The following is a 26479-nucleotide window of genomic DNA, read 5'->3' as shown; positions in this document are numbered from 1 at the left end:
GAGGCCTCCTCGCGCTCACCCCACCCGTCTCCGGCGCCCGGCGGACGCCCACCTCCGATCATCTCGGCACCGGGCCGATCCGGCCTGTCGGATCAACGGCGGCCTCGGCCGGCCAGGCGGCCGCGCAGAGTGCGGTGACCAGCTCCTCCTGGTAGCGCGCGGCAGCGAGCCAGGCCGCGGCGAAACCCAGGTGATCGGCGCCGTGCAGACGGCCGAACACATCACGCTCCCGATCCGCCGCCGCCGCGTGCAGCGCGACCACCAACTGCTCCGCGGTGCCGAGACCCACCGCCCGCAGCCCGCGCCCTTCCGCGGCGGCCTGCGCGGAGCGTCCGGCCAGCGCCCGGCGACCGCCGGTGACGGCCTGTTCGAGCGGGCGGGTCAGCAGGTGGAAGGGCGGTTGCGGGGGGAACGCGGCGGCAGGCGGCGCTTCGGCGTGGCCCGGCGGCAGGTCGGCGTGTTGAAGGCGTTCCAGGCCCAGGCTGACGCGGTCGCGGTACGCGGGCGGCAGAGTGAGCAGCGGGCCGGGGCGTCCCGGGGCGGGGGCGGCGGCCAGCAGGCGCAGGCGCGGGTGGGTGGCGCGCTCCAGGCGGCCGATCACGCGCAGCGGCAGGCCGGGTACGGAGGCGAGTGCCGCGAGGTTGGCGGCGAAGGCGAGTCGCGGGTGGTCGTGGGCGGGCAGCAGCGCCACCGCCGTCCCCGCGCACTCGGCGAGCAGTTGCGGGCCGGGCGAACCGGGGACGGCGCCGGGGCCGAGCACGGTGACGTCGAGGAACAGCAGGTCCGACCCGGCGGGCCGCCGCTCGTGCGGGGTGCGTCCGACGGTCAGGGCGCGGGCGATCTGGGCGGGCACCGGTTCCGCCCAGAGCCGGGCGACGGGCTCCTCGTCCCAGTCGGCCCCGGCGGCGCGCACGGCCCGGACCTGCGCGCCCGCGCCGAGGCGCCCGGACTCGGTCCGGGTCGCACCCTGGATGACCAGCCCGGCGCGGGCGAGGTCGCGGTGCGACAGCGCCGCGTCCCCCAGCCGGACCGGCCGGCCGGCCGCCGCCCCCGCGAGTTGCGCGGCTTCGGTCGGATCGGCGTGCGGGGTGACGTCGGAGACGGTGGCGAGCTTCCCGTCGGCGTCCACCACCCAGACCGTCACACCGGCGTGCGTGGCCGACACCACCGGCTCGGCGAACAGCCCGTACAGGCGCAGCGAGCCGACCTCCCGGTACGTCTGCCGGGCCGCTCCGCGCAGCTCCCCGGGCGTCAACACGGTGGTGGCGCCGAGCAGTTCGCGATGGGCGGTGGCCAGGTCGGCGAGCCGGTGGTCGGGCTCGGCGGCCCGGGCGGCGCGCAGCCGGGTGACCACGGTGGTGGCCAGCGCGGCCGGCCGGTGCAGGCCGAGCAGCCGGGCCTGGTGGGCGGTGCGCAGCAGTTCCGCCTGCAGGATGCTGCCGGCGCCGCTGATGCCGGCGGCCAGGGTGTCGGCCGCGACCCGGCGCAGGCGGTCGACGGCTTCGGCCTCGGCGGGGGTGAGCGGCTCGTCCGGCGGCGGGGCGTCAACTCCCGCGCCCGGTACGGGTTCCGAAGGCGTTGGCACCGGTTCGTCGGCGGCGGGCGCGGCCAGCGGCGCGGCCGTGACGGCGGCGGCGCGGTGCAGGCAGTCGGGGGCGAGCAGGCAGCCGCACCGGACGTCGTCGGCCGTACGGACGGTGCCGCCGGGGGCGTGCAGGACCAGCACGGTCTCGTCGTCGATCCGCAGTGTCCAGTCGTCGCCGGTCCGCTCGATCGGGCGGTCGGCGAGTTTGGCGGCCGCGCCGTCGAGCCGCTTCTGGAGGCGCGCCGACAGGGCCGACACTACCTCCGCGACCACCTCGGCGGCCACCGCGGGCCATTGGGTGTCTGTCATCGGATCTTCTCCCCCACCCAGCGGGCCAGTTCCAGCGGGCTGAGCGCCGCCACCGGCATGCCCGCGGCGACGAGTTGTTCGGCGACGGCCACCGAGTACCGCGGCTTTCCGGTGTCGTCGAGGGCGGCGCAGCCGAGCAGCTGGCAGCCGGCGCCTACCAGCGCCCGGGTCTCCGTCAGGAGCCCGCCGAGCGGGTAGCCCTCCTCGAAGTCGCTCACCACCGCGATCAGCGTGCGGGACGGCACGGTGACCAGCTCGCGGGCGTACCGCAGGCCCGCCGCGATGTGCGTCCCGCCGCCGACCCGGACCTCCAGGAGCAGCCCCAGCGGGTCGTCGACCCGTCCGCTCAGATCGACGACGTCGGTCGAGAAGGCCACGAAGTGCGCGGTCAGGGACGGGACTCCGGCCAGGATCGACGCGGTCAGCGCGGCCCAGACGGTGGACGCCTCCATCGACCCGGACACGTCCACGACGAGGATCAGCCGCCAGTCGTTGGCCTGGGTGGCCCTGGTCCGGATGACCGGCCGTTCGGGCACGATCACGGTGCTTCCGTCGGCGCCGGGACGGGCGGTGGCGAGGTTGGCCCGGATCGTCCGGTCGAGGTCGAGCGGGCCGCCGCGACGGCGGCTCGGCCGGGGCAGGGTGAGTCCGGTCAGCGCGGGGCGCAGCGTGCTCGCCAGCTCGCGCGACAGTTCCTCCACCAGCCGCCGGACCAGCGGGCGCAGGGCGGCGAGGCGCGCTTCGGGCAGGCCGCCCGCGTGCTGGAGCACCGTGCGCAGCAGCTCGACCGAGGGGCGGACGGCCTCCGGGGCGAGCGCCTCCAGCACATCGGTACGGCCCGCGCCGGCCGCGGCGGCGAGCACCTCCTCGCGGATGCCCGGCCCGAACAGGGCCACCAGTTCCTCCGACCACTCCCGGACGCCCGGGTACGGGGCTTCCCGGCCACCGCGCCAGTCACCGGTCGGGCCGGGCGCGGAACCCTCGCCCCGGCCGGTGCCGTACAGCTCGTCGAGCGCGGCGGCGAGTCGCGCGGACCGGCCGGTCGGGGCCGGGCCGCTGCCCGGGCGTCCGAGTACCAGCCGCCATCGGTCGGCGGGCGGGAGAGTCGTTCCGGGGGTTCCGGTCGGGCGGGTTGGCTCGTCGGGCGCGTGAAGCCTTGCGGGATCGTCCGCTTTTTCGATCAACAATCCACTGGCTTCGAGCAATTGACGCACAGCCAGATCAGCCCGCGCCCAGGTGGCGAGGGTGGCCGGGTCGAGCTCGGTCGGCAGGGTGTCGACCCGGGCGCCGAGGCGTTCCTCGACGACGGCGAGCAGCCGGTCGCGGGCGGCCGGGCTGAGTGTGTCGAACCCGCCGCGCAGGGCGGGCAATCGGTCCAGGAAGGCTTCGTCGGAGAGCTCGGTGACGCGGGCCAGCAGGGGTTCGAGCGCGGCCGGGGCGGCGGTGAGCAGCCCCTCGGCCGCGGTGAGCAGCCCGCCGAGAGAGCGACTGAGTGCCGCCCGGCCCGCCGGGGCGGAGGCGGCGTCCACCCAGGAGGCGACCCGCCCGCCGAACTCGGCGGGCTCCTGGTGGCCGAGCAGCACCCGGGTCGCGCCGGCGGCGCCGCGGATCAGCGGCGAGCCGTCGTCGGCGAGGCGGCGGAGGGTGTGGCCGAGCCGGATGCCGCCGTCGGCGTCGGCCCGGCGGGCGAACTCCACCAGGGCGCGGGCGTCGGCGAAGTCGTCGGAACCGGCCAGGCCCTCGAGCCCCCTCACCGCGGCGGCGGTGAGCAGTTCGGCGGCCTCGGCGGCCTGGCCGAGCAGCGGCGCGACTGCCTCGCGGCCGGCCAGGTGCCCGGCGGCGAACCGGTCGAGCAGGGCGAGCCCGTCGAGCAGTTCGGCGAGGGACGCCACCGCCGGTACCTCCTCGGCGAGTTGGCCGAGCCGGGCGGCCGTCAGCGCGGGCAGGGCGCACCCGGCGGCGGCGGCGAGACCGTCGATGGTCTGCCGGGCCGTCGAGCCGCCCGCCTCCCGTTCGCGCCGCAAGCGCTCGCGCAGCGCACCGTCGGCGGCCTGACCGGGCGTCACCCCGCGCACTCCCGCAACGGTGAGCATCGCGGCAACGGCCGGCGTCCACTGCACCCGCCACCGCGACCCGACCGCGTCGGTGCCGCCCGCACCGGTCACGGCGACCGGTTCGCCGTAGGGCACGCCGCACACTTCCAGGCGGCGCAGCAGCAGTTCGCGGCGGGCGTCGAGGGACGAGCGGTGCGGGTCGAGCCGGAGATCGCGCGCGGACGGCTCGGCTGCGTCGGGCAGGCCGAGTTCGACGAGCAGTGCCTCGACGGCCGGTCCGAGACCGGTGCGGGGCGCGGCCGGGGTCGGACGACCGGTGCGGCTGCCGACCAGCACCTCCTCGAGCGCCCGGGCAACAGCCCGACCGCGCCCGAGCGGTTCCCCCTGCGCGAGGGCGGTCTGCACCGCCTCGATCAACTCCCCCCGCCCCGGCGCCGGAAGCCCGCGCAGCCGGGCCAGGTCTCCTGCCAGCCGCACCACCTCCCGCGCATCGGCGGGCCCGGCAGGGTGCCCCTGGCCACGCAGCGCGTCGCAGATCCGGACCGCGGTGCGGGTGAGCTCCGTGGCGAGCCGGTCCGGGTCTCCGCCGGCGGCCAGCACGGTGTGCTGCCACTCCGGGTCCCGGATCCCGGCGGGGTAGCCGGAGCGGGCGTCGAGCAGCGGGTACGTGTAGGGGACGAGCGAGATGACGTACGACTCCGGCCCGCCGGTCGACGCAGGTGCAGTCTCCGACGACGGCACGGTCGCGACGGGCTGTGCCTGGGCAGTCGCCGGTACCGCGCCAGCCGCCGAAGGGGCGGTCGTCGCCGGTACCGCGCCAGCCACCGAAGGGGCGCTCGTCGCCGGGGCCACGCCAGCCGCCGAAGGAGCGCTCGCCGCCGGGGCCACGCCAGCCGCCAAAGGGGCGCTCGCCGCCGGGGCCGCACCAGCCGCCGAAGCAGCGCTCGCCGCCGACGTCGGGGCAGCCGCTGACGGCGGATCAGCCACCAGCCCGTCAGCGACCGACCACGGCACGACAGCTGCCGAAGGCAAGCTGCTCGTCGCATCCGGGACAACCTCCACCGGCGAGGCAGCCAACGAACACGGGGCAGTCACCGAGGCCGGAACGGCACTTGCCGGTACCGCACCAGCCACCGAAGCAGCGCTCGCCGCCGACGTCGGGGCAGCCGCTGACGGCGGATCAGCCACCAGCCCGTCAGCGACCGACCACGGCACGACAGCTGCCGAAGGCAAGCTGCTCGTCGCATCCGGGACAACCTCCACCGGCGAGGCAGCCAACGAACACGGGGCAGTCACCGAGGCCGGAACGGCACTTGCCGGTACCGCACCAGCCACCGAAGCAGCGCTCGCCGCCGACATCGGGGCAGCCGCTGACGGCGCATCAGCCACCAGCCCGTCAGCAACCGACCACGGCACGACAGCTGCCGAAGGCAAGCTGCTCGTCGCATCCGGGACAACCTCCACCGGCGAGGCAGCCAACGAACACGGGGCAGTCACCGAGGCCGGAACGGCACTTGCCTGCCCCGGCACAGCCCCTGCCCGCGGACCAACGTCCGTCGCCGCGGGAGCACTTGCCGCCCCGGCATCGCCGAGCAGCGCCGACGCGTGAAAGGCCCCGATGACCGCGGCCACCCGGCGGCCGGCCGCCCTGGCCGCGTGGATGCGGGCGCGCATCCACGACTCGCGGTGGAGGTCGAGCGGGTCGACGGTGTGGGCGTCCTGCCGCAGCGCCCAGCCGACGAGCAGGGCGGCGCGGCGGATTTCTTCCGGGGTGCAGCCGGGGGCGGGGGCCTCGACCAGGCGGTCCCACAGGTCTTCGTCGGGGCGGCCGGTCAATCGGCGGCGCAGTGCCTCGGCGAGCCCGGCCGCGCCGCCGGAACCCGCCGCAGCACCGCCGGCGGCGCGGTGGGCGAGCGGCAGGTCGCAGGCGAGGGCGGGCACGCCGTGGCGGGCGGCCCAGCGGAGGGCGGCCAGTTCCGGGGAGAAGTCCGCGAACGGGTAGAACGCCGGTCCGGCACCCTCGTCGGCGGTTGCGGCGGCGAGGGCCACCGGCGCATCGGTGTGCTCGTCGGCGAGGAGGCCGAGCCACGGCTGGAACTCCTCGGGCAGTTCGACGAGCAGCACGTCCGGCCGCGCCGCGTCGAGCAGGGCGGGCAGCGCGGCCGCGATCGACGGGGCGTGGTGGCGCACGCCGATCAGGTAGGGCCCGGGGCCGTCCACGCCCGAACCGGCAAGCCGGGCAAGGGCCTCGGCCGGGGACGCCCCGGGCACGGTGTCGGTGGCCGACGGCCCGGGGCGCTCGTCGCCGGAATGGGCGAGCCCGGCCGGGGCAGCCTCGGACACGACGTCGGCAGCAGCGCCCACGGCGGACGTCCCAGGGCAGTCTTCGCCGGCCCGCGCGATCCCCGCCGGGGAGGCATTGGCATCGGTGGTCACTGCCGTCAGGCCCCCAGTGCCGGGCGCAGGTCCCACAGGGTGCGCCAGGTCGCGGAGCCCTGTTCGGCGCGGCGGCGGACCGGGCCGTCCCAGTAGCCGAGGAGCCGGGCGGTGTCGGCGGGGTCGTCCTTGCGGACGACGCCGACGAGTTGGCCGGGGAGGCGGGTGAGGGTGTCGGCGCCGTCGAGGTAGGCAGCGGTGACGCCGAGTGCGGTGGCGACGGAGACGGCTTCGGCGGTGCTCATGACGGTGGAGGGGCGTTCGACGTCCCAGCCTTCGACGGAGCGGCCGGTGCGCAGGTCGCGGAAGGCGGTGACCAGGGCTTCGAGGACGGCGTCGTCGACCGCGTAGGGTGCGCCGGCGCGAGCGACGGCGGCGGTGGACTGGCGCCGGACGAGGTCGATCTCGGCGTCGAGGTCGCCGATCGGGCCGACGGTCTCGAAGTTGAAGCGTCGTTTCAGGGCGGCGGACATCTCGGAGACGCCCTTGTCACGCAGGTTGGCGGTGGCGATCAGGGTGAACCCGGGGGCGGCGTGCAGCTGGGCGTCCGCGCTGCCCGCGAGTTCGGGGACGGCTATCCGGCGTTCGGAGAGCAACGAGACCAGGGCGTCCTGGACTTCGGGCAGGCAGCGGGTGACTTCTTCGACGCGGGCGACCGCGCCGGTGGTCATGGCGGTGAGGACGGGCGAGGGCACCAGGGCTTCCCGGCTGGGGCCCTTGGCGAGCAGCAGGGCGTAGTTCCAGCCGTACTTGAGCTGGTCCTCGGTGGTGCCGGCGGTGCCCTGGACGGTGAGTGCGCTGGTGCCGCAGACGGCGGCGGCGAGCAGTTCGGAGAGCATCGACTTGGCGGTGCCGGGTTCGCCGACCAGCAGCAGGCCGTGTTCGCCGGCCAGGGTGACGACGCAGCGTTCGACCAGGGCGCGGTCGCCGACGAACTTCGCTTCGACCGTCATGCTGCGACGGCCGTGCTTGAGCTTCTCGCCGCCACTGCCGAGCACGAAGGTGACGACGGCGCGCGGGGTGAGCCGCCAGCCGGGCGGGCGGGGGCCGGTGTCGTACGCGGCGAGGAACGCGAGTTCGGCGGCGTACTTGTCCTCGGGCAGGACGACCTGCCGGTCGGGCTCAGTGCTCATGGCGAAATCCCCAGTGGTCTTCATCGACGGCCTCGCCGGCGGGTGTTGGTGGTGAGCTGTTCGTAGCCGGGCCGGTCGCCGTCGGCGATCCGCTGCCAGGCGCGGGCGAACAGTTCGGGTGCGGGGAGGTGCGGCAGGATCGCCCGGTCGGACGGGATGGCGTACAGGCCGGCCTTCCAGGCCTCGATGGGCAGGGCGGGCGACTTGGCCTCCTGCCAGCCGCCGGGCAGGAACAGGCCCCGGCCGGCCCGGGACCGCTTGGCCTCCAACACCAGGTCGGTGGCGGCGAGTTCGGCCCGGGCGCGCTTGAGCCGGGCGGGCTTCCAGCTGGTCCAGCGGGCCGTGTTGCGGTCGGTGGGGTCGGGGAGGGCGAGCAGTTGCAGGTAGAGGGCGGCGGCGTCCTCGCCGAGCCCGAACTCCTCGGAGACCTGGGCGACCAGCGCGGGCGCGCTGCGCAGTGGGTCCTGCGGGTAGCCGGCCGGTTCGTCGGCGTCACAGCCGTGGGCGGTCAGCCGGGCCAGGTCGTCGCCGAGCAGCGCCCGCAGGGCGGCCAGCGTGCGCCGGCCGTCGTGGCCTGCCACCAGGCCGTCGAGCAGTTCGAGCAGCGGGTCCTCGGGGCCGGTGAGCGCGGCGGACCGCAGGTAGACGGTCTCGCCGCGGCGGCCGGGGGCCAGCACCAGCGCCTCGCCGCAGGCCACCAACGTGTCGCCGTTCCGCTCCGGCAGGCCGAAGTGGCTGCGCAGCAGGGGCGCGAGTATCTGGTTGCCGACGGTGGCGTACGGGCCGAGGTCGAGCAGCAGGCCCGGGTCGGTGAGGCGGGCGCGGAGCGCGGCCAGCGCCGTGGGCAGCAGCGGGCGCAGTTCGGCGCCGTACGGCAGGCGGTGGGCCAGCCAGCGGAGCGCGTCGACGGCCCTGCCGAGGTTGTGGCCGCTGGGGAACGCGCCGGGGTCGTCGGGCACCAGCTCGGCGCCGTAGTCGGTCGGGCGCAGGCGCTGGGTGGTGGTGCGGGTGAGCCAGCGGGTGGTGGCCGGGTTGAGGACTTCCTCGATCGCGGAGATGGTCGTGCCGGTGACGGCGGTCTGGTCCTCCTCGGGGAGGGTCCGCAGGCGTCCGCGCCGTTCGATCCAGCGGGCCGCGGCGGTGTCCGTGGCCAGGCCGTCGGACCACAGCTGCGCCGGGTCGGCGGGGAGCAGGGCGGCCAGGACGGCGAACCTGTCGGGGCGGTCGAGGGCGCGCAGCCACTCGGCGGCGGCGTTGGCCTGAGCGGCCTTCAGCTCGTACCGGGTGAGTTGTTCGGCCGTGGGGAAGTCGCTCCACCGGCAGTACAGCCCGTCGGGCATGGCGAGCAGCAGCGTGGCGCGGGCCCGGCCGATGCCGGTGGCGGCGTCGAACTCCTCGGCCTGCTCCGGCTTCGCGGCGATCGGGCCGTGCTGGGCGAGCTGGGCGGTGAAGCGGGCGATCCAGTCGGCCGTCAGGTCGTCGCGGACCCGCCGTTCCCCGGTGATGGTGAAGTCGGCGACGGGCCCGAACTCCCCGGACGGGTCGTGCTCGATCGCGTCCCAGTGCAGAAGGTCCCCGTAGCTTTCGCTCTCCAGCACGACCACGGTTCGCTCGCCGCAGCGCAGCACCTGGCCCACCCGGGCCTTGTGCGCCCCGGACTTCGTGGTGTCGTTCTTTTCGCTGAGCGTCAGCTGACGGAGCATCGGCCCGCGGTCGGCGAGCCAGCCGCGGGTCAGCTCGGTCAGCAGCAGGGCCAGCGCGGACCGGGCGGGCTGCCCGGTGCCGGGGACGGCGGCGGCCACGGCGAGGGGGGCGGTGCGGCCGAGCAGGTGGGCCCAGCCGTGGTGGTCGCCCCGCAGGGAGAGGCGGCGCGGGTCGGCCGTCCAGGTGGCGGGCCGGTCCTGCGGCGGCGCGGCCAACAGGTCGGTGACGGTGCGCAGGTTGGCGAGCACGTGCCACTGCTGGGGCTCGTGCCGCCAGCGGCGCCCGAAGCCGTCCACGTCGCCGAGGACGCCCCGGAGTGTCTCGTGCAGCATCCCGTCGTCGCCGTGTTCCGGCTGGTACACGGCGGGTTCGGCGGACGCGGGCTGCTCGTCGGTCTCGGGCGTCGGCAGCGGCGCGAAGCGGGCGGCGCTGGTCGCGGTGTCGGTGGCGACCCGGGCGAGTCCGGCGACGCCCGCGAGCAGCAGCGGGTCGGTGAGGCCCGGCAGCATCTGGGCGGCGGCCGTGACCGGGACGGCCTGGCGCGCCTTGCTGCCCGCGACCTGCCGGGCGGTGCCCTGGATCAGCAGCAGCTCGGGGCTGCTCGGCGGTTCGACGTCCTCGGCGTCCACCGGCCAGGCGGCGTCGAGGAGTTCGGCGGCCTGTCGGTCGGTGACGGCGCGCAGCAGCTGTGAGCCGGCCTCGTCGCGGGGGCGCAGCGCGTGCCAGTGGTCGAGCGGCGGCACCAGGGCGGTGCCGGCGGCGTGCAGTTGGCCGGGGTGGGAGACGGTGAGTTCGGCGACGTGGTCGGGGGTGCCGTCGGCGGGGCCGAGCAGGATGGTGCGCTGGTCGGCGGTCAGGGCGAGGGCTGCGCCGCCGGGCAGGGTGATCCGGCCGACCGGCCACCGGTGGGCCGACTCCACGGTGACCCGGTGGCCGTCGACGCCGGTGAACGTCGCCCGGTCGTTGCCGGTGCGCAGGCAGCCGCCGAGCAGGGTGCCGTCGGTGCCGAGCGGGCTGAGTTCCAGACCGGGTTGGAGCGGGAACAGCCGGGAGTGCACGGGCCGGAGGGTGCCGGACGAGTCGCCGTCCTTGCTGAACAGCGGCGGTGCGGACGCCCGGCCGTGGCTGCCCGTCAGCGGGTCGTACTCGACCAGGGCGCCGCGGCGGTACGTCCAGTGGCCGACGCCGTCGCTGAACACGGGCCGTTCGACGGGCAGCACGGTGTCGCCGGCGTGCAAAACCCGGCCGCCGGTGGCGCGGCCGCCGCCGGGCAGCGGCAGAGAGGCCTCACTCATGTTGTGCGGGCCGTAGTAGCCGACGTCGACCGGTTCGCCGGTCGGCACGAACACCTGGTCGGGCCGGCCGGACCAGTACGCGCGGACCTCGCCGTCCTCCCGCCAGGCGACCAGCAGTTCGCCGTCGACGAAACGCAGGCGGGGGCTGTGCCAGCGGGGCAGGTCGGCGGGGCAGCGCAGGTCGTGCTCCAGCAGGATGCCGTCCGGGCCGACCACGACGGCCCTGTTGCGGCGGGCCAGGATCAGGGCCGGCCAGGCGTCCTCGATCTGCAGGTCGCTGCGGTTGATCCGGCCGGGGACGCGGCCGCTGTCCTCGTCCTCGAAGAGGCGGCGCAGGCCCTCCTCCAGGGCGGGCCAGCCGAGTTCGTCGAGGATGCCGGCCCGGAGGGTGTGTCCGAGCAGGGCGGCGACGTCGATTCCGGCGATCCGGGCGGCGGCGGCCGGGTTGGCGTCGATGAGGGCGGAGCGGACGGGGCCGAGGGTGGTCAGCAGGCTCAGGGCGCCGGCCAGGCCGGTCGCGGAGCGCAGTTCGTCGGCCCGCTCGTCGGCCCATTCGACGAACAGGGCGCGCAGCACCGGGTATTGGACGGCGATCGGGCCGAGCGTGCTGCCACCGTGCCTTCCCCAGACCTCCGGGACGGCGTTCTTCAGCGCGGCGCGGAAGCGCGGGTCCGCCGCGACGGCCGCCAGGTCGCGGCGTCCGGGGCCGCCGTCCTCCACCCAAGGGCCGAGGTAGATGCTCGGGGTGTCCGACGGATCGGCGACCGGCACCCCCTCCGCGAGCAGCACGTCCAGGACGTTCAGCGCCGTCGGGTGCTTGGGCAGGAGCTCCACCGGGACGGCCTCGGCGCGCAGCCGCTCGGCCATCCGGCCGGCCAGTTCGACGGTGGCGCCGCAGGCGGGGCGGGAGCGCCAGCCCCGGTCGAGGTGGGCGGTCCAGCGCTGGAGCCAGCGGGCGGCGGGCTCCGCACCTGTGGCCTCCGGGTCTGTCAGGAGGTCCTCGGCACCCGACTCCTGGAGCAGCGTCAGCCAGTCGGCGTCGACGGCGGCGTCGTTCTGGGAGCCGGCCGGGGTCGGCAGGATCTCCAGCAGCCGGGCCCGGACCGCGTCGTCCCGGCGGGCCAGTTCGATCAGCGCGCCGCGCCAGGACTTCCACACCGCGGCGGGGGCCCGGCCGACGGCGGGCGAGGTCAGCAACTCGCCGAGCAGCAGCTGTTCCTGTTCCTGCCGGTCGAGCCCGGCGGCCCGGATCAGCTGCCGGGCGTCCTCGGCGATGCCCGCGTACGGGGCCATGCCCGCGGCGGAGCGTTCCGCGCACAGCTGGCGGAAGCGCTGCCAGGCGGTGGGCGCGTCGAGTCGTCCGGCGAGTTCCTTCACGTACTGGCGCAGCGCCTTGACGGTCAGAGCGCCGCCGAGTGCGAACTCCAGGAAGACGGCGCGCAGCCGTTCCTCGTCGATGGGCAGGCTGTGGGTGCGTTCGGCCTCGCGGGCCTTGCCGAAGTAGGTGGCGGCGTAGTTCTGGTTGCCCTGTTCGAGGAAGATCCGGCCGACCTGTTCGCAGTAGGTGGGCAGGAAGTGCGGGACGGCGCGGCCGAGGCGGACGGCGAGTTCGTCGAAGCCGTCCTTGGCGTTGCCGGGCTTGGACTTGACGAAGCGGGCGAGGCGTTCCATCTCCTTGACCACGGCCAGCGCGTGGTGCCCGTTGGCCGGGTCGTGGACCAGCGCCCAGGCGGGGAAGCCGAGCGCCTCCTGCCGGACCTGGCCCACCTCGACGGGTTCGCCGTCCGGTATCAGGCCGAGGAACTCGACGGCGAGGTCCTCGGCCGGGCCGAGTGCGGCGGGCACCAGGCGGACGACGGTGCGGCCGTCCAGCCCGGGGTGGCGGTAGCTGCGGGCGGTCAGCGTGTCGACGGTGCTGTCGACGCCGTCGGCCGCGGCGATCCGGCCGAGCGTCAGAACGGCGCCGGCGTCGAGCAGGTCTTCGTGGTACTGCGCGTCGGTGCGGGTGCTGTCCGTCATGCCGACTCCTCCCCTTCGATGGTGCGGCCGGCGTGCAGCGCGGCGGCCATGCGCATGCCTTCGGACCAGGCCACCGGGCCCACTTCGGCGAACGGCACCGGCCGCCCGTCGGCGTTGACCCAGCTGAGCGAGCCGGTCTCGCACTCGTCGTACTCGTAGTAGTCGCCGACCCAGACGCGGGCCTCCAGCGTGCGGCCGTCCTCGACCAGCGGCACGATCGCGTACCCGCCGCGGACGCGGTGGCCCAACCGGGCGCAGCGGCCGACCAGTTCGCGCAGCTCCTTGTAGCGGCCGCCGGCGTAGGTGTCGACCTGGGTGTCCTTGGGGTCGAGGTCGGCGGGGCGCTGCCAGACCTCGCGGTGCAGCTGCTGGAGCTGCTGGGCGACGTCCAGCTCGACGGCGAACTCCCGTAGCTCGTCCAGGTCTTCGAGCAGCACGGGGTGCGGGATCCGGATCTCGGCGTCGGTCAGGCGGACGGTGTCGCCGTCCAGGTCGACCACGCCGATGCCGCGCGCCGGGTCGGCGTCGCGCAGGAACCCGGCCACCGAGCCGTCGGCGCCCGTCACCACCAGGTCGCGCAGCACCGACCGCCAGGTCTCGTCGGCCCACACCGCGCCGAGCACGGCGGCCGGGACGGGCAGCGAACGGACCATCCACCGCTCGACGGTCGCCAGGCACTGCCGCTCGTGCGCGTCGAGCCACTCCGCGAGCCGGCGCAGCTGCACGACGGCCGGGTCGTCCTTGAGCTTCGCCGGCACCGTCTTCAACCGGCGGCCGGCCGCGTTCCGGCACGCGACCTTTCCGTCCGCCTCCAGAGTGACCTCGTAGTCACCCGCTGTCAGCCATGCCACGTCAGAGCCCTCCCGGCCGCCGTTCCTGAGCTGGGAAGAACGTATCCGGCCACACCGACAGATGATCGTCCGGCCCCTGCGACGCCCGGCCGGAAACGACATCAGGCCCCGATCTCCCGCCGCACTCGGGGAAGTCGGGGCCTGCCTGGTGTCGACGCGTCAGCGGGCGGCGATCACGGGACGCACGTAGGTGCCGGGGTGGGTGGCGCCGCTCTGGTCCTGCGGGCTGGCGCCGCTCCACTCGACGGTCAGCTGGTGGGTGTCGTCCGGCGGCGTCAGGACGATCTTCTGCACCTTGAACTCGGCCCCGCCGTCGCCCGCGAACGGCAGGTAGTTGATGGTGACGTACGCCTTGCCGCCGGGCTGCAGGGTGACCTGCTCGGGCTGGACGCCCTGGAAGCGCGTCAGGTTCCAGGTGCCCTTGCTGCCGACCAGGTCCACCCCCGGGTAACCCTTCATCGTGCAGACCGACTTCGACTGGTTGGTCAGCTCGATCTCCTCCGCACCCGGCCCGTCCGGCGTCTGCGCACCGGTCCCGAACGCGATCGCGGCCTTCAGGTCCGCCGCCGTGCACTTGCGGCCGCCGCCCCCGCCACCGCCGCCCTCGGGGCTTGCCTTGGCACTCGCCGGGGAGCTCTCCGGCGCACCCGCCGGGGCACTCGCCGGGGTGGACGCCTGACCGCTCGGCACGGTGCTGGCCGGGGCGGAGGGCTTGGCCGCGGCAGTGTTGGCGGCGTCGGAGCCGCACGCGGTCAGGGTGAGCCCCAGCGCGGCCACCAGGCCGACGGCAGCAGACAGTTGACGGGTACGCATGTTGGTTCTCGCTCGTGTTTCTGCGGCCCCGCGAACGGGACCGGTGCGGTTCTTGCAGCCGAGTGCGCTCGGCCCGCACCATGATCACCCATACCGATAAACATCCGATAGACAAGCCCGCCATCCGGCGACGGCCCCTGCCGCGAGTACCTGCGGCGGCGCCGCAGCGGCGTCCGACACACGATCCCGGAGAAGGCCGACAGCCAGGCCGCCCACCTGCGCAAAGGATCACGAGGCGGACGGCCACCGGGCTTCGATCGGGAGCGGCACAGAAGCGCAACACCAGCGAGCAGGCCGGCAAACAGGCTGCACACCTCCCGCGCCGTCGCGACCCACTGCAACAAGCGCGGTTACGCCTTCCTCGGCGCCGTCACCGAGGCGGCCCCAGCCGTCCGGCTCCGCACCTGACCACGTGCCACAACCTCAGCGCACCAAGGCACCTGGGGCCAACACCAAGCCCGCTGCCGCGAGGAAGTCCTCAAGGTCGATGTCACCGCTGTCGCTGCCGTCGTCCCATTCGACGAGAAGCCCCGAGCGGCCATCGTTCCAAGACTCCGGACCGTCATCAAAGTCAGGGCCGGGGTGCCACTCGACGCTGCCCTCACCATGCCGGTATCGGAAGTACAGGTACTGGCCGTCCGCCGTCCAGGCATCCCACTGCGACGGGCAGGCCGGACACGTCCGCACGACCCGAATCAGCTTTCGGCCCTCATCCGTTTCCATCCAGCGATGGTCACGCAAGGGCAGACCTCTGGCAATCGGCTTCTGGCGACGGCCCCGGGCGACGGAAGCAGCCGGAGCACGCCATCAATGATCGGCCGGACAGCTCCCAGCCGGGTCTGCGGGGCGGACGTCGATCGACCGGGCGCCCTGCCTTCCCCGAACGCGGATCACGGCTGCAGCGCGGCCCGGCGAAGCGAGTTGGAGCAGGCTGATGACTTCCATGTCGCAGCCACCACCCGCCACGACACCGCCGTCACCTGCCCGCTGCACGACCTGGTTGCCCGTCCGCCCCCGCAGAAATGGAAGCGCCGCTCCTGCGATGAGGGCTCCTACGGCCCGCGCGTCGACGACCGGGCGCGACCGGCGCACGCGGCACACACGGGAGGAGTGCAGCCTTGCCCAGCCTGCCGGCCCGCTTCGTAGCTACCCCTTGCACGCCGCATTCCGCCCTGCTGCGGCGGCCGGTCCGACGATATGTTCGTGTCCGGCCAACCTTTGCTGGCAGCAGAGCCGATCGCGGCAATCACATTGCCTCTCGATCGAGCCGGCACATGCAACGACCCAGCTCGTTCTTGCCGCCGCGCACGTCCTCCTGCCACGCCGCCACCTGGGCACGACCTCTTTCCGGACGATCACCAAGACGCGAACGAACAAAGGAGATTCCCGTGTTCAACCACCTCAAGAAGGCCGCCGTCCTGGCCGGCGCTGTCGCCGCCTTCACGTTCCCGACCGGCCTGACCCCCGCCATGGCCGCGGGCTCCCCCACCATGACGGCCTGCGAGAAGAACTGGTACGTCAACGGCAGCGAGGGGTACGCCAACGGCTGCTTCCAGAACAACTACACGTACGTTTCCGGCACGGTGTACGACACGGCGGCGGACGGCCGTTGTCCCTTCGTGCGGGCCGTTTTCTGGGACGGAAATGTCCGGGACAGCAGGTGGGCAACCGGCAAGGGAACCCACGCCACCGTCTCCATCTCCTCGCCCACCGGCTCTCACGTTCGCCGCGTGGAGTGGCACTACATCAAGTGCTGATCCCGGCAAGCCCGGCCCCGGGCCCGGCAGCAACACGCCGGCCCGGGGCCGCGCACCAGAACGAACGTTGCCGTCGCGCTGCCTCTCCCTTCCCCGCAACTCCTCAGATCGGCTGCCAGGAAGTCAGAGGTCAGCGCAGCTGTCATGCGTGGAGAACCCGCCGCGCCATGTCCCGGATGGTGTCGGCCAAGGTGTCAGGGGCCGTCAGGTGGGCGATGTGTCCGTGGCCGGTGAGCGTCGTGATCCGCGCGTTCGGCAGGACTGCCGCCAGGTCGGCCAGGCGTTCGCGCAGGTGGGAGGGGCTGAGGTCGCCTTCGATCAAGGTCGTCGGGGTTTCGAGCGTCGCGAAGCGATCGATACCGACACCGAGCGCGTCGATCGCCTCGCTGTCGGCGATCTGTGCCGTCGCGTATGCGGTGAGCGCCGCTCGCACATGCGGGTCGGCGAGCATGGCGTCCACCACGTTCGCGGGCATGCGAACGATGTCCCGCAGGTGGATCCGCATCGCCTCGGCCGGATCGCCGCTGTCGAGCGCGGCACGGGCCCGCGCTCCGGCCTGACCGGCGATCAACTCCTTGGTGGGCAAGGGTGGTTCGTAGAGCCACAGTCCGGCGAACGCCGACGGGTCCAGCAGTGCGGCTTCCAGCGCGGCGACGGCGCCCGAGGAGTGTCCGACGAGGAGCACCGGGGACTCCAGGAGCTTCGCGACAGCGACAATGTCGGCTGCCTCGACGGTCGTCGAGTGAGGTAGCGCAATGTCTGCTTCGGGTACGTAGATCCGTCGGCGGATCCTGACGACGCGGAAGTCGTCGGTGAGGTGGCGGGTGACGCCGTCCCAGGACGTCGCATCTGCGCCGCCGGGGTGGACCACCAGCAGGTTCGGCCCGGATCCGGTGTCGAGAGCGGTGATGGGGTGGCCGTCGTCGGACGATGCGAGAAGCTCAGTCATGTGCACAAGCCTGTACCTGTGCACCGGCATCCCGCCGACAAATGCCGACATCACGCCGACGGGCTGCCGACAGTCCTCAGCAGCCCCTCCCCGAAGCGCCGCGCTTCAGCATCCTCCCCCAGCCGAAGCGCAGCGCTTGAACTTCAACGCTGCCCCACCAGCCCCGCCTCATACGCCGTGATCACCAACTGAACCCGGTCCCGCGCGTCGAGCTTCGTCAGCAGCCGCGAGATGTACGTCTTCGCGGTCGCCGCAGTGAGGTGCAGCTCCGCGGCGATCTCCGCATTGGAGCGCCCGAGCCCGACCAGCGTGAGGATCTCGCGTTCCCGGGTGGTCAGGGCCTCGAAGGTGACCGGAGCTGCCGGGGCCACCGGAGCCGTCTGCCGGGCGAAGTGGGCGATCAGCCGGCGGGTGACGGTCGGGGCGATCAGCGCGTTCCCGGCGGCGACCACCCGTATCGCGGCCAGAATGTCGTCCAACTCCATGTCCTTGACGAGGAATCCGGACGCCCCGGCCTGCAGCGCGCCGTAGACGTGCTCGTCCTGGTCGAAGGTGGTCAGCACGAGCACCTGGGGGGCGTCCGCGCCGGCGCCGGCGATGATCCGGGTGGCTTCGATGCCGTCCATGCCGGGCATGCGGATGTCCATCACCACGATGTCGGGCCGCAGTTCGGCGGCGAGCCGAACCGCGTCGGCGCCGTTTCCGGCCTCGCCGACGACCGCAAGGTCGGGCGCATCCGTAATGATCATGTCGAGAGAGGCGCGGACCAGCGGCTGGTCGTCGACGAGCAGGACGCGGATCATCGGGCGGGCTCCAAGGAGACGAGAAGGTCGCTGGGTACGGGGACCGGCAGCCTCGCGGCCACCCGGAAGCCGCCGTCGGGTTGCGGCCCGGCGGTGAACTCGCCGTGCAGCAGCGTGACCCGCTCCTGCATGCCGACCAGACCGTACCCGCTGCCGTCCGAGTGCCGTGGCCCGGGGCCGGGGTTGACCACGCTGACGGCCACCTCGGCGGGGCGGAACTCGATGGAAACCGAACAGGCCCGCGCCTTCGCATGCCGCACCACGTTGGTGACGGCCTCCTGCACGATCCGGTACGCGGACAGTTCGATCTCGGGCGGCAGCGGGCGACGCGCGCCACTCCAGTGCAGGTCCACCCGGACGCCGGCCGCGGTGGTGGTCGCGGCCAGCCGCGCCAGATCGTCCAACACCGGTGCGGGGGCAGACAGTTCATCAGCGTCAACAGTCTCCGCGTCGCGCAGCGCGCCGAGCAGGCGGCGCAGCCCGGCCAGCGTCTCGCGGCCGGCGGTCTCGACCTCGCCGAGTGCGGCGCGGGCCCGTGCGGGCTGGGTGTCGAAGACCCGGCGGGCGGCGCCGGCCTGCATGGCGACGATGCCGATGTTGTGCGCCACCATGTCGTGCAACTCGCGTGCGATGCGCAGCCGTTCGGAGGTGATGGCCTGTTCGGTGGCCTGCGCGCGCAGCGTCTCGGCGTGGGTGTGGCTCTGGTGGACGGCGTGTCCGATCAGCCAGGCGATCGCTGTGGCGAGCGCGCCGGTGAGCGTGGTGCTGCCGTAGTCGTCCATGCTGAACAGCGCGCGCAGGCCGGAGTAGCCGAGCAGGGTGCCGAGCGCGAGCGCTCCTGCGATGACGGAGGTGCGGGTGGGCTGGGTGGCCGCGAGGTAGCAGATGGCCACGTCTACGACGAGGTACTGGAGCAGCGGGATGTCTGCGACGGCCATCGCCATCACCGACGCGATGGTGCCGAACAGCAGCAGGCAGAGCGCGGTCAGCGGGCGGCGCCGGCGGCGTCCGGCGGCGAGCACGGCCAGGACGGCGATCACTTCGTCGATCTGGTTGCCGGTGCTCAGGGTGAGGACGGAGATGCCGTCCCGGGTGTGTGCCTGCTCGAAGACGGTGTACGCGGTGACGGCGAACCAGAGCAGCACCATCCAAGTCCCGGGTGCCACGCGGGAGAGGAACTTCGTCGGCACCCGGGTGAGATTCATGCCCCGAGCGTAACGATCATCCTCCGGGCCGCGCAGTCCCCCACGGATGACATCCCGAAGTTGATCGTCCGCCAGCGCGATTGTCCCCCGTCGCCGAATGTGCGCGAATACCGCTGCCCGGCAGCGTTGTCCCCGTGATCGAAGTTACCCGTCTCACCAAGCGCTACGGCCGCGTCACCGCCGTCAACGACCTGTCCTTCACGGTCCGTTCGGGCCACGTCACCGGTTTTCTCGGCCCGAACGGTGCGGGCAAGAGCACCACTCTGCGGATGATCCTCGGGCTGCACGCGCCGACCTCCGGTTCGGCGACCGTGGCCGGCCGCGACTGCCGCGGCCTGCGGCGGGCGTTGCGGCACGTGGGCGCGCTGCTCGACGCCGGGGACGTGCACGGCGGCCGAACTGCCCGCGACCAGCTGCGTTTTCTGGCCCGTAGCAACGCGATCCCGGCCGACCGGGTGGACGAGGTGCTGCGCGAGGTCGGGCTGTCGGCGGCCGCGGACCGGCGGATCGGCGGCTTCTCGCTGGGCATGCGGCAGCGGCTGGGCATCGCGGGGGCGCTGCTGGGCGACCCGCCGGTGCTGATCTTCGACGAGCCGCTGAACGGGCTGGACCCGGAGGGCGTGCTGTTCGTCCGGAACCTGTTCCGGCGGCTGGCCGCCGAGGGCCGCACGGTGTTCGTCAGCAGCCACCTGATGACGGAGATGGAGCACACCGCGGACCGGCTGATCGTGGTCGGACGCGGCGAGTTGCTCGCGGACGAGACGGTGGCGGACTTCGCGGCCCGCGGTTCGCAGCGGACCGTTCAGGTCCGCACGACCGACCCGGCGGCGCTGGTGACGGCGCTGACCGCCGACGGCGCGCAGGTGTCGCAGGCACCGGACGGGCTACTGACGGTGACCGGCCCGGACGCGCTCTCGATCGCCCGGACCGCCCTCGACCACCGCCTGCTGATCCACGAACTGGTGCCCCGCACCGGCTCGTTGGAGCAGGCCTTCATGGAACTGACCGGCAGCAGCGTCGAGTACGCGGCAGGAGCACGAGCATGAGCACCTTTCACCCGACCATCGACCGGGCCGCACCGCCCGCCCGGTTCACCGACCTGCTGGCCGCCGAGTGGATCAAGCTGCGCTCGCTGCGGTCGATCCCCTGGTTCCTGCTGTTCGCCACGCTGACCATCGTCGCGATGAACGCCAACGGCGCCCGCACCTCCCGCGCCGAGTTCGACTCCTGGCCGGCCCCGCAGCAGGCGTACTACGCCGAATTCGGCGCCCTGCACGACGCGTTCACCCGGCCGTGCGCGTCGCTGGTGCTGCTGATGATGGGTGCGCTGGGCGCGATCGCGATCCTCAGCGAGCAGACCACCGGCCTGCTGCGCACCACCTTCGCCGCCGTCCCCGCCCGCAAGGAGGTGCTGGCCGCCAAGCTGCTGGTGGTCGCCGCGACGGCCACCGGGTTCGGCCTGCTGGTGGCGTCCGTCTCGTTCTGGCTGGACGAGGCGATCCTGGCCGGCAAGTACGGCGGCGTGTCGATCGGCGACCCGGGCGCGCTGCGGCTGCTGCTCGCCTCCGCGCTGCTGGCGCCGGTGGGCGCGCTGGTCGGTCTGGCGCTGGGCGCGGTGATCCGGCACAGCGTCACGGCGATGGTCGCGCTGTTCGCGCTGCTGTTCATGGTCCCGATGTTCGTCCGCGACAACACCCACTTCGGCGCGGTGGTCGCACACATGCAACCGTTCAACGCCTGGGCCCGGCTGGGCCTGGTCGGGGAGATCACCGGCCAGCCCTACCCGTCCTCGATCGGCGGCGCGTGGGCGGTCTACCCGATCTGGGCTGCGATCGCCGTCCTGCTCGCACTGTTCACCGTCCCGAGCCGCGACCAGTGAACCTCCCCTCCCCTCGAACCCCTGGAGCCGAAATGACCCTCCCCCGCCCCGAGTTGACCCGCCGCCGCCTGCTGGGCACCGGCATGGGCCTGGGCGCCGCCCTGGCCCTCGGCGCCGCCGCCCCGCTCGCCGCCGCCCGGCCCGCCCACGCGGAGAGCGGCACAGCGCGGCTCACCCTGCCTGCCCCCACCGGCCCGTTCCCGATCGGCACGACGCCGCTGCACCTGGTCGACACCTCCCGCCCGAACCCGATGGCGGGCATGAACCCGCACCGCGAGCTGATGGCGAGCGTCTGGTACCCGGCCCGCCCCACCGACGGCCTGCCGCTCGCCCCGTGGCTGCCCGACGCCACCATGCGGGCGTTCCTGTCGGCCACCGGATTCCCGCTCGACCCGGCGCTCGTCCCGCTCACCGCCGGCCGGACTGGCGCTCCGGTGCACCGCACCGGCCACCGGCTGCCCGTGATCGTCTACTCGCACGGCGCGCGCAGCCACCGCGCCGACCACACCGTGATGGTGCAGGAGCTCGCCAGCCACGGCTATGTGGTGGTGACGGTCGACCATCTCGGTGACTGCTTCAGCGAGCTGCCCTCCGGAAGGGTCCTCACCCCGGCGGATTCCCCCGGCCCGATGTACGCCCTGGACTACGCCGTCGACCTGCGCTTCGTCCTGGACTGTGTCGAGCAGCTCGCCGCCGGACACAACCCGGACGCCGAGCGCCGCCCGCTCCCGGACGGACTGGGCGCGGCCATGGACGCCTCGCGGATCGGCATGTTCGGCTGGTCGAAGGGCGCCACGGCCACCGCCTGCACCATGCTGGACGACCGCCGGGTGCTGGCGGGCCTGGGCCTGGACGGCCCGATGCAGCCCGGCTTCGGCCACCCCAGCATCACGGCCGACCTGGACCGGCCGTTCCTGCTGATGACCGCCGACTTCCCGCGCGCGACCGACCCCTACGTCGCCGAGTTCTGGTCCCACCTGCGCGGCTGGCGCCTGGAGGTCCGGGCGGCGGGCGCCGTCCACCCCTCGTACGGCGACAACGTCACCCTGATCCCGCAAGCGGGCCGCCTGCTCGGCCTGTCCGACGAGCAGATAACCCGCATGGTCGGCACCATCGACCCGGCCCGCGCCCTGCTGATCCAGCAGGCCTACCGCGCGCCTTCTTCGACCTCCACCTGCGCCACCGCGCCGCCCCGCTGCTCGACCGCCCCTCGCCCCGCTTCCCCGAGGTGGCGTACCTGCCCTGAGCCTCCGGGATGAGCGGACCCGCCCGGCCCTACTGCGGACGCAGTACACAACTGTCTGCACAGCGACGACGACGCAGGTGGGGGCGGTGACGAAGGATGGGACATGCTGCGGGCGGACCGCGCCGGAACCGGTGCGCGGTGCCGCCTGCGGCATGTTCCGCGCCCGTGCACCGAATCCGAAGGAGGCCGCTCCCCCGTGGCCACGTTCCTGTACCGCCTGGGCCGATGGGCCTTCGACCGGCGCAAGCTGGTGACCCTGCTCTGGGTCGCCGTGCTGGCCGTCGGCGGAGTGCTCGCGGCCAAGGCGCCCGCCGCCCCCGCCGATGCCTTCTCGATACCCGGCACGGAGGCGCAGAAGGCCTTCGACCTGATGAACCAGCGCTTCCCCGGCGGCCACGCGGACGGCGCCCAGGCCCGCATCGTGTTCGTCGCCCCGGACGGTCAGAAGGTCACCGCGGAGGCGAACCAGCAGGCCGTGCAGAAGACGGTCGGCGAGCTGGCGCACGCCCCCGAGGTCACCGGCGCGGTCGACCCGTTCCAGGCGCACACCGTCTCCCAGGACGGCACCACCGCGTACGCCACCGTCACCTACTCGGCCAAGGCCGGCGAGCTGTCCAAGGAGGCGACCGCCGCGCTGGAGCAGGCCGCGCAGCACGGCCGGGACGCCGGGCTGAAGGTCGAGATGGGCGGCACCGCACTGGCCAGCCACGGCGAGGAGGGCGGCAGCAGCGAGGCGATCGGCATGGCGCTGTCCGCCGTCGTGCTGGTGATCACCTTCGGTTCGCTGGTCGCGGCGGGGCTGCCGCTGCTGACGGCCGTGGTCGGCGTCGGCCTCGGCATGGCACTGATCACCGCGCTGGGCAGCACGCTGGGCCTGTCCGCCACCACCGGCACGCTGGCGATGATGCTGGGCCTGGCGGTCGGCATCGACTACGCGCTGTTCATCATCTCGCGCTACCGCGCCGAGCTCGCCGAGGGCCGGGCCCCGCGCGAGGCGGCCGGGCGGGCCGTCGGCACGGCGGGTTCGGCCGTGGTGTTCGCCGGTCTGACCGTTGTGATCGCGCTGGCCGGCCTGTCCGTGGTCGGCATCCCGATCCTGTCGAAGATGGGCCTGGCCGCCGCCGGAACGGTCGTGATCGCCGTGCTGGTGGCGCTGACCCTGGTGCCCGCGCTGCTCGGTTTCATCGGCCGCAAGGCGCTGCCCCGCAAGGAGCGCAGGGCCGCCGCGGACAGCACCCGCCCGGCGGGCGGTGACAACGGCGGCGCCCGCTGGGCCCGGTTCGTGCTGCGCCGTCCGCTGCTGGTGCTGATCGGCGGCGTGATCGGCCTCGGCGTGATCGCCGCCCCGGCGCTGGACCTGCGCCTGGGCCTGCCCGGCGACGAGGCGAAGCCGACCTCGACCACCGAGCGCCGCGCCTACGACCTGCTGTCCCAGGGCTTCGGCCCGGGCTTCAACGGCCCGCTGACCGTCGTGGTGGACGCCAAGGGCGCACCCGACCCGAAGGCCGCCGCCGAGCAGGTCTCCAAGACCGTCTCCGGCCTGCCCGGCGTGGTCGCGGTCGCCCCGCCGGTCTTCAACCCGGCCGGTGACACCGCCCTGGTCAACGCGATCCCGGCGACCGGCCCGGCCGAGGCGAAGACCACGGACCTGGTGCGGGCGATCCGCGACGACGCGGCCGGCCTGAAGTCCACCACCGGCGCGACCGTGCTGGTCACCGGCACCACGGCGATGAACATCGACGTGTCGCAGAAGCTCTCCGACGCACTGGTGCCCTACCTCGCAGTGGTGGTCGGCCTCGCGATCGTCCTGCTGCTGCTGGTGTTCCGCTCGGTGCTGGTCCCGCTGAAGGCCGCGGTCGGCTTCCTGCTCTCGGTGGCCGCCGCGCTCGGCGCCGTGGTCGCGATCTTCCAGTGGGGCTGGCTGGCCGGCCTGATCGGCGTGGACCAGACCGGCCCGGTGATGAGCATGATGCCGATCTTCATGGTCGGCGTGGTGTTCGGCCTGGCCATGGACTACGAGGTGTTCCTGGTCACCCGGATCCGCGAGGCGTACGTGCACGGCGAGAGCCCGTCCGAGGCGATCGTCACCGGTTTCCGGCACAACGCCCGGGTGGTCACCGCCGCCGCGCTGATCATGATCGCGGTGTTCTCCGGCTTCATCGGCATGAACGAGCCGATGATCAAGATGATGGGCCTGGGTCTGGCCGCGGCCGTCGCCTTCGACGCCTTCGTGGTCCGGATGGCACTCGTCCCGGCTGTCCTGGCACTGCTCGGCCGCCGCGCCTGGTGGCTGCCGAAGAAGCTCGACCAGGTCCTGCCGGACATCGACGTCGAGGGCAGCAAGCTCCAGGCCGCCGACGCCGAGCCGGCCGCGGACCGCACGCCCGCGACCGTCTGACCTGCGTCACCGCGTTCCGGGCCCGGACGGTTGTTCGGGCCCGGAACGTTACCGTTGACTGGCGGGGCCGCCCCCCGCCGGGCGGCCCCGCCGTCGCACACCCTCCGCTTCGAGAACCAGGGCCCCGTGATGACCGACCTGTGGCAGCGCCTGCGCCGCGACCACCCCCGCCTGCTGGACGCGGCGGGGGGCGTCGCCCTGGTGGCGATCGTGACCCAGGGCGTCAGCGCGGACCAGAGCGGCGGGCACTACACGATGCCGGGCCTGCTCACCCTGGTGCTCGCCGCGGTCTCCACCGTCGCCGTCTTCTTCCACCGCCGCTACCCGCGGATGGTGGTCGCCCTCACCCTGGTGTGCACGGTGACGCTCGCCGCGACGGGCATGCGGCTCACCGTCGCGCTGGGCTGGCCGCTGCTGGCGGCGCTCTACTTCCTGGCCGTCCGTACCGACCGCACCATCGCGTTCCGCGCCTCGGTCCTCTCGGCCGTGCTGCTCACCGCGACGGCACTGGTCTTCGGCCCGCACGGCCCGATCGGCGAACGGCTGGGCGTCCTCGCCTGGGCGCTGCTGCCGGGCGCGCTCGGCGACTCGGTCCGCAACCGCCGCGCCCACCTCGCCGCGATCGAGCGCCGCGCCGAACGCGCCGAGCGCACCCGCGAGGAGGAGGCCCGCCGCCGGGTCGCCGACGAGCGGATCCGGATCGCCCGCGACCTGCACGACGTCGTCGCCCACCACATCGCGCTCGCCAACGCCCAGGCCGGCATCGCCGTCCACCTGATGGACCGGCACCCCGACCGGGCCCGCGAGGTACTCAGCCACCTCACCGACGCCACCGGCGCGGCCCTCCAGGAACTGCGCGCCACCGTCGGCCTGCTGCGCCGCGCCGAGGAGCCCGCCCCGCTCGAACCCACCCCCGGCCTCGACCGCCTGCCGGACCTGATCAACGCCTTCGAACAGGCCGGGCTGCCGGTCCGGCTCACCGTCACCGGCGAGCTGCGCCCGCTCTCCCCCGGCGTCGACCTGACGGCCTTCCGGATCGTCCAGGAGTCGCTGACCAACGTCGCCAAGCACGCCCGCGGGGCCGACGCCGAAGTCACCCTCGCCTACAGCGGCAGCCGGCTCGCGCTGTCCGTCGCCAACGGCCGGGCCATCGGACGGCCGGCGCTTCGCCAGGACGGCCCCGGCGGCTTCGGCCTGATCGGCATGCGCGAGCGGGCCGTCGCCGTGGGCGGCCGGCTCAGCGCGGACCACCGGCCCGACGGCGGTTTCCTGGTCACCGCCGAACTCCCGCTGCGCACCGGCAGCCGGGACACGCCTGCTTTCACCGACCCCGCCTCCGCCGAGCCCGACGACAAGGACTCCCTCCGATGACCATCCGTGTCCTGCTCGCCGACGACCAGGCCCTGCTGCGCGGCGCCTTCCGGATGCTGATCGACGCCGAGGACGACATGGAGGTGGTCGGCGAGGCCTCCAACGGCCGCGAGGCGGTCGAGATCACCCGCGCCACCCGACCCGACCTGGTCCTGATGGACATCCGGATGCCCGGCGGCGACGGCCTCGCCGCGACCGCCGAGATCTGCGGCAGCGAGGAGCTGTCCGGCACCCGGGTGCTGATCCTGACCACCTTCGAGATCGACGAGTACATCGCCCAGGCCCTGCGCGCGGGCGCCGACGGCTTCCTCGGCAAGGGCGCGGCGCCCGCCGAACTCCTCGGCGCGATCCGCACGGTGGCGGCCGGCGACGCCCTGCTCTCGCCCGCCGCCACCCGCGCGATGATCGACCGCTTCCGCGCTCAGCCGGGCCCGGCCGCCGAGCCCGCGGCCGACCGGCTGGCCGTCCTCACCGCCCGCGAGCGCGAGGTGATGGCGCTGGCCGCGACCGGCCTGAGCAATGAGGAGATCGCCGAGCGGATCTTCGTCAGCCCGCTCACCGTCCGCACCCACGTGCACCGCGCGATGTCCAAGCTGGACGCCCGCGACCGCGCCCAGCTCGTCGCACTCGCCTACCAGTGCGGCCTGGTCCCGCCCGGCCGCCCGTCATGAC

17 protein-coding genes are annotated in these 26479 nt (G+C 74.0%); 7 read left to right on the top strand and 10 right to left on the bottom strand.

The genetic code is table 11. From position 1 onward, the window contains the following. Positions 1–58: 58 nt before the first annotated feature. The 7 genes from ACIHEI_RS16485 to ACIHEI_RS16455 form a co-directional block, all read right to left on the bottom strand. Positions 59–1894: a hypothetical protein gene (locus ACIHEI_RS16485; RefSeq protein ID WP_396607084.1), complete on the bottom strand. Its 1836-nt coding sequence runs from the start codon at positions 1892–1894 to the stop codon at positions 59–61. Next, complete coding sequence (locus ACIHEI_RS16480; protein WP_396607251.1) at positions 1891–6219, bottom strand: DUF5682 family protein; 4329 nt, start codon at positions 6217–6219, stop codon at positions 1891–1893. Before ACIHEI_RS16480 ends, ACIHEI_RS16485 begins: the two co-directional genes overlap by 4 nt. Positions 6220–6389: 170 nt before the next feature. Then, entirely contained in the window at positions 6390–7517 is a 1128-nt protein-coding gene (locus ACIHEI_RS16475) for an AAA family ATPase (protein ID WP_396607083.1), read from the bottom strand. A 20-nt stretch (positions 7518–7537) separates the two neighbouring features. After that, on the bottom strand, positions 7538–12535 hold the full coding sequence (locus ACIHEI_RS16470; protein WP_396607082.1) for a hypothetical protein: 4998 nt from the start codon (positions 12533–12535) through the stop codon (positions 7538–7540). After that, on the bottom strand, positions 12532–13386 hold the full coding sequence (locus ACIHEI_RS16465) for a DUF4132 domain-containing protein (protein WP_396607081.1): 855 nt from the start codon (positions 13384–13386) through the stop codon (positions 12532–12534). Before ACIHEI_RS16465 ends, ACIHEI_RS16470 begins: the two co-directional genes overlap by 4 nt. A gap of 159 nt (positions 13387–13545) precedes the next feature. Beyond that, complete coding sequence (locus ACIHEI_RS16460) at positions 13546–14199, bottom strand: DUF4232 domain-containing protein (RefSeq protein ID WP_396607080.1); 654 nt, start codon at positions 14197–14199, stop codon at positions 13546–13548. 423 nt (positions 14200–14622) lie between these two features. Further along, the gene (locus tag ACIHEI_RS16455) at positions 14623–14922 is read right to left on the bottom strand and encodes a hypothetical protein (protein WP_396607079.1); all 300 of its coding nucleotides are present in this window, start codon (positions 14920–14922) and stop codon (positions 14623–14625) included. A 665-nt stretch (positions 14923–15587) separates the two neighbouring features. On the opposite strand from ACIHEI_RS16455, the gene ACIHEI_RS16450 reads away from it, so the two are divergent. Beyond that, a complete protein-coding gene (locus ACIHEI_RS16450; RefSeq protein WP_387646830.1) occupies positions 15588–15956 on the top strand; it encodes a hypothetical protein in 369 nt (122 codons plus the stop codon). 142 nt (positions 15957–16098) lie between these two features. Here ACIHEI_RS16450 and ACIHEI_RS16445 read toward each other — a convergent pair whose 3' ends face one another. The 3 genes from ACIHEI_RS16445 to ACIHEI_RS16435 form a co-directional block, all read right to left on the bottom strand. Then, positions 16099–16905: an alpha/beta fold hydrolase gene (locus ACIHEI_RS16445; protein ID WP_396607250.1), complete on the bottom strand. Its 807-nt coding sequence runs from the start codon at positions 16903–16905 to the stop codon at positions 16099–16101. A 143-nt stretch (positions 16906–17048) separates the two neighbouring features. Then, positions 17049–17708, bottom strand: coding sequence for a response regulator (locus tag ACIHEI_RS16440; RefSeq protein WP_396607078.1), 660 nt, complete (start codon positions 17706–17708; stop codon positions 17049–17051). Beyond that, on the bottom strand, positions 17705–18913 hold the full coding sequence (locus tag ACIHEI_RS16435; RefSeq protein WP_396607077.1) for a sensor histidine kinase: 1209 nt from the start codon (positions 18911–18913) through the stop codon (positions 17705–17707). The genes ACIHEI_RS16440 and ACIHEI_RS16435 overlap by 4 nt, the downstream gene beginning before the upstream one ends. Positions 18914–19047: 134 nt before the next feature. On the opposite strand from ACIHEI_RS16435, the gene ACIHEI_RS16430 reads away from it, so the two are divergent. The 6 genes from ACIHEI_RS16430 to ACIHEI_RS16405 all read left to right on the top strand — a co-directional run bounded on the left by ACIHEI_RS16430 (position 19048) and on the right by ACIHEI_RS16405 (position 26478). Then, positions 19048–19959: an ABC transporter ATP-binding protein gene (locus ACIHEI_RS16430; protein WP_396607076.1), complete on the top strand. Its 912-nt coding sequence runs from the start codon at positions 19048–19050 to the stop codon at positions 19957–19959. Continuing rightward, positions 19956–20792 (top strand): ABC transporter permease, encoded by an 837-nt coding sequence (locus ACIHEI_RS16425; RefSeq protein WP_396607075.1) that lies wholly within the window; start codon positions 19956–19958, stop codon positions 20790–20792. Before ACIHEI_RS16430 ends, ACIHEI_RS16425 begins: the two co-directional genes overlap by 4 nt. A 32-nt stretch (positions 20793–20824) precedes the next feature. Then, positions 20825–22051, top strand: a complete 1227-nt coding sequence (locus ACIHEI_RS16420; protein WP_396607074.1) for an alpha/beta hydrolase family protein — start codon at positions 20825–20827, stop codon at positions 22049–22051. A 183-nt stretch (positions 22052–22234) separates the two neighbouring features. After that, positions 22235–24436, top strand: coding sequence for an MMPL family transporter (locus tag ACIHEI_RS16415; protein WP_396607073.1), 2202 nt, complete (start codon positions 22235–22237; stop codon positions 24434–24436). Positions 24437–24565: 129 nt separating this feature from the next. Next, positions 24566–25807 (top strand): sensor histidine kinase, encoded by a 1242-nt coding sequence (locus ACIHEI_RS16410; protein ID WP_396607072.1) that lies wholly within the window; start codon positions 24566–24568, stop codon positions 25805–25807. Further along, positions 25804–26478, top strand: coding sequence for a response regulator (locus ACIHEI_RS16405; RefSeq protein ID WP_387646854.1), 675 nt, complete (start codon positions 25804–25806; stop codon positions 26476–26478). The genes ACIHEI_RS16410 and ACIHEI_RS16405 overlap by 4 nt, the downstream gene beginning before the upstream one ends. The last annotated feature ends 1 nt before the right edge of the window (position 26479 follow it).

Origin of the sequence: Kitasatospora sp. NPDC051984 (assembly GCF_044593455.1) — a bacterium.
Classification (GTDB): Bacteria; Actinomycetota; Actinomycetes; order Streptomycetales; family Streptomycetaceae; genus Kitasatospora.
The sequence above is the reverse complement of the archived record's forward strand: the minus strand, read 5'-3'. Positions and strand labels throughout refer to the sequence as shown.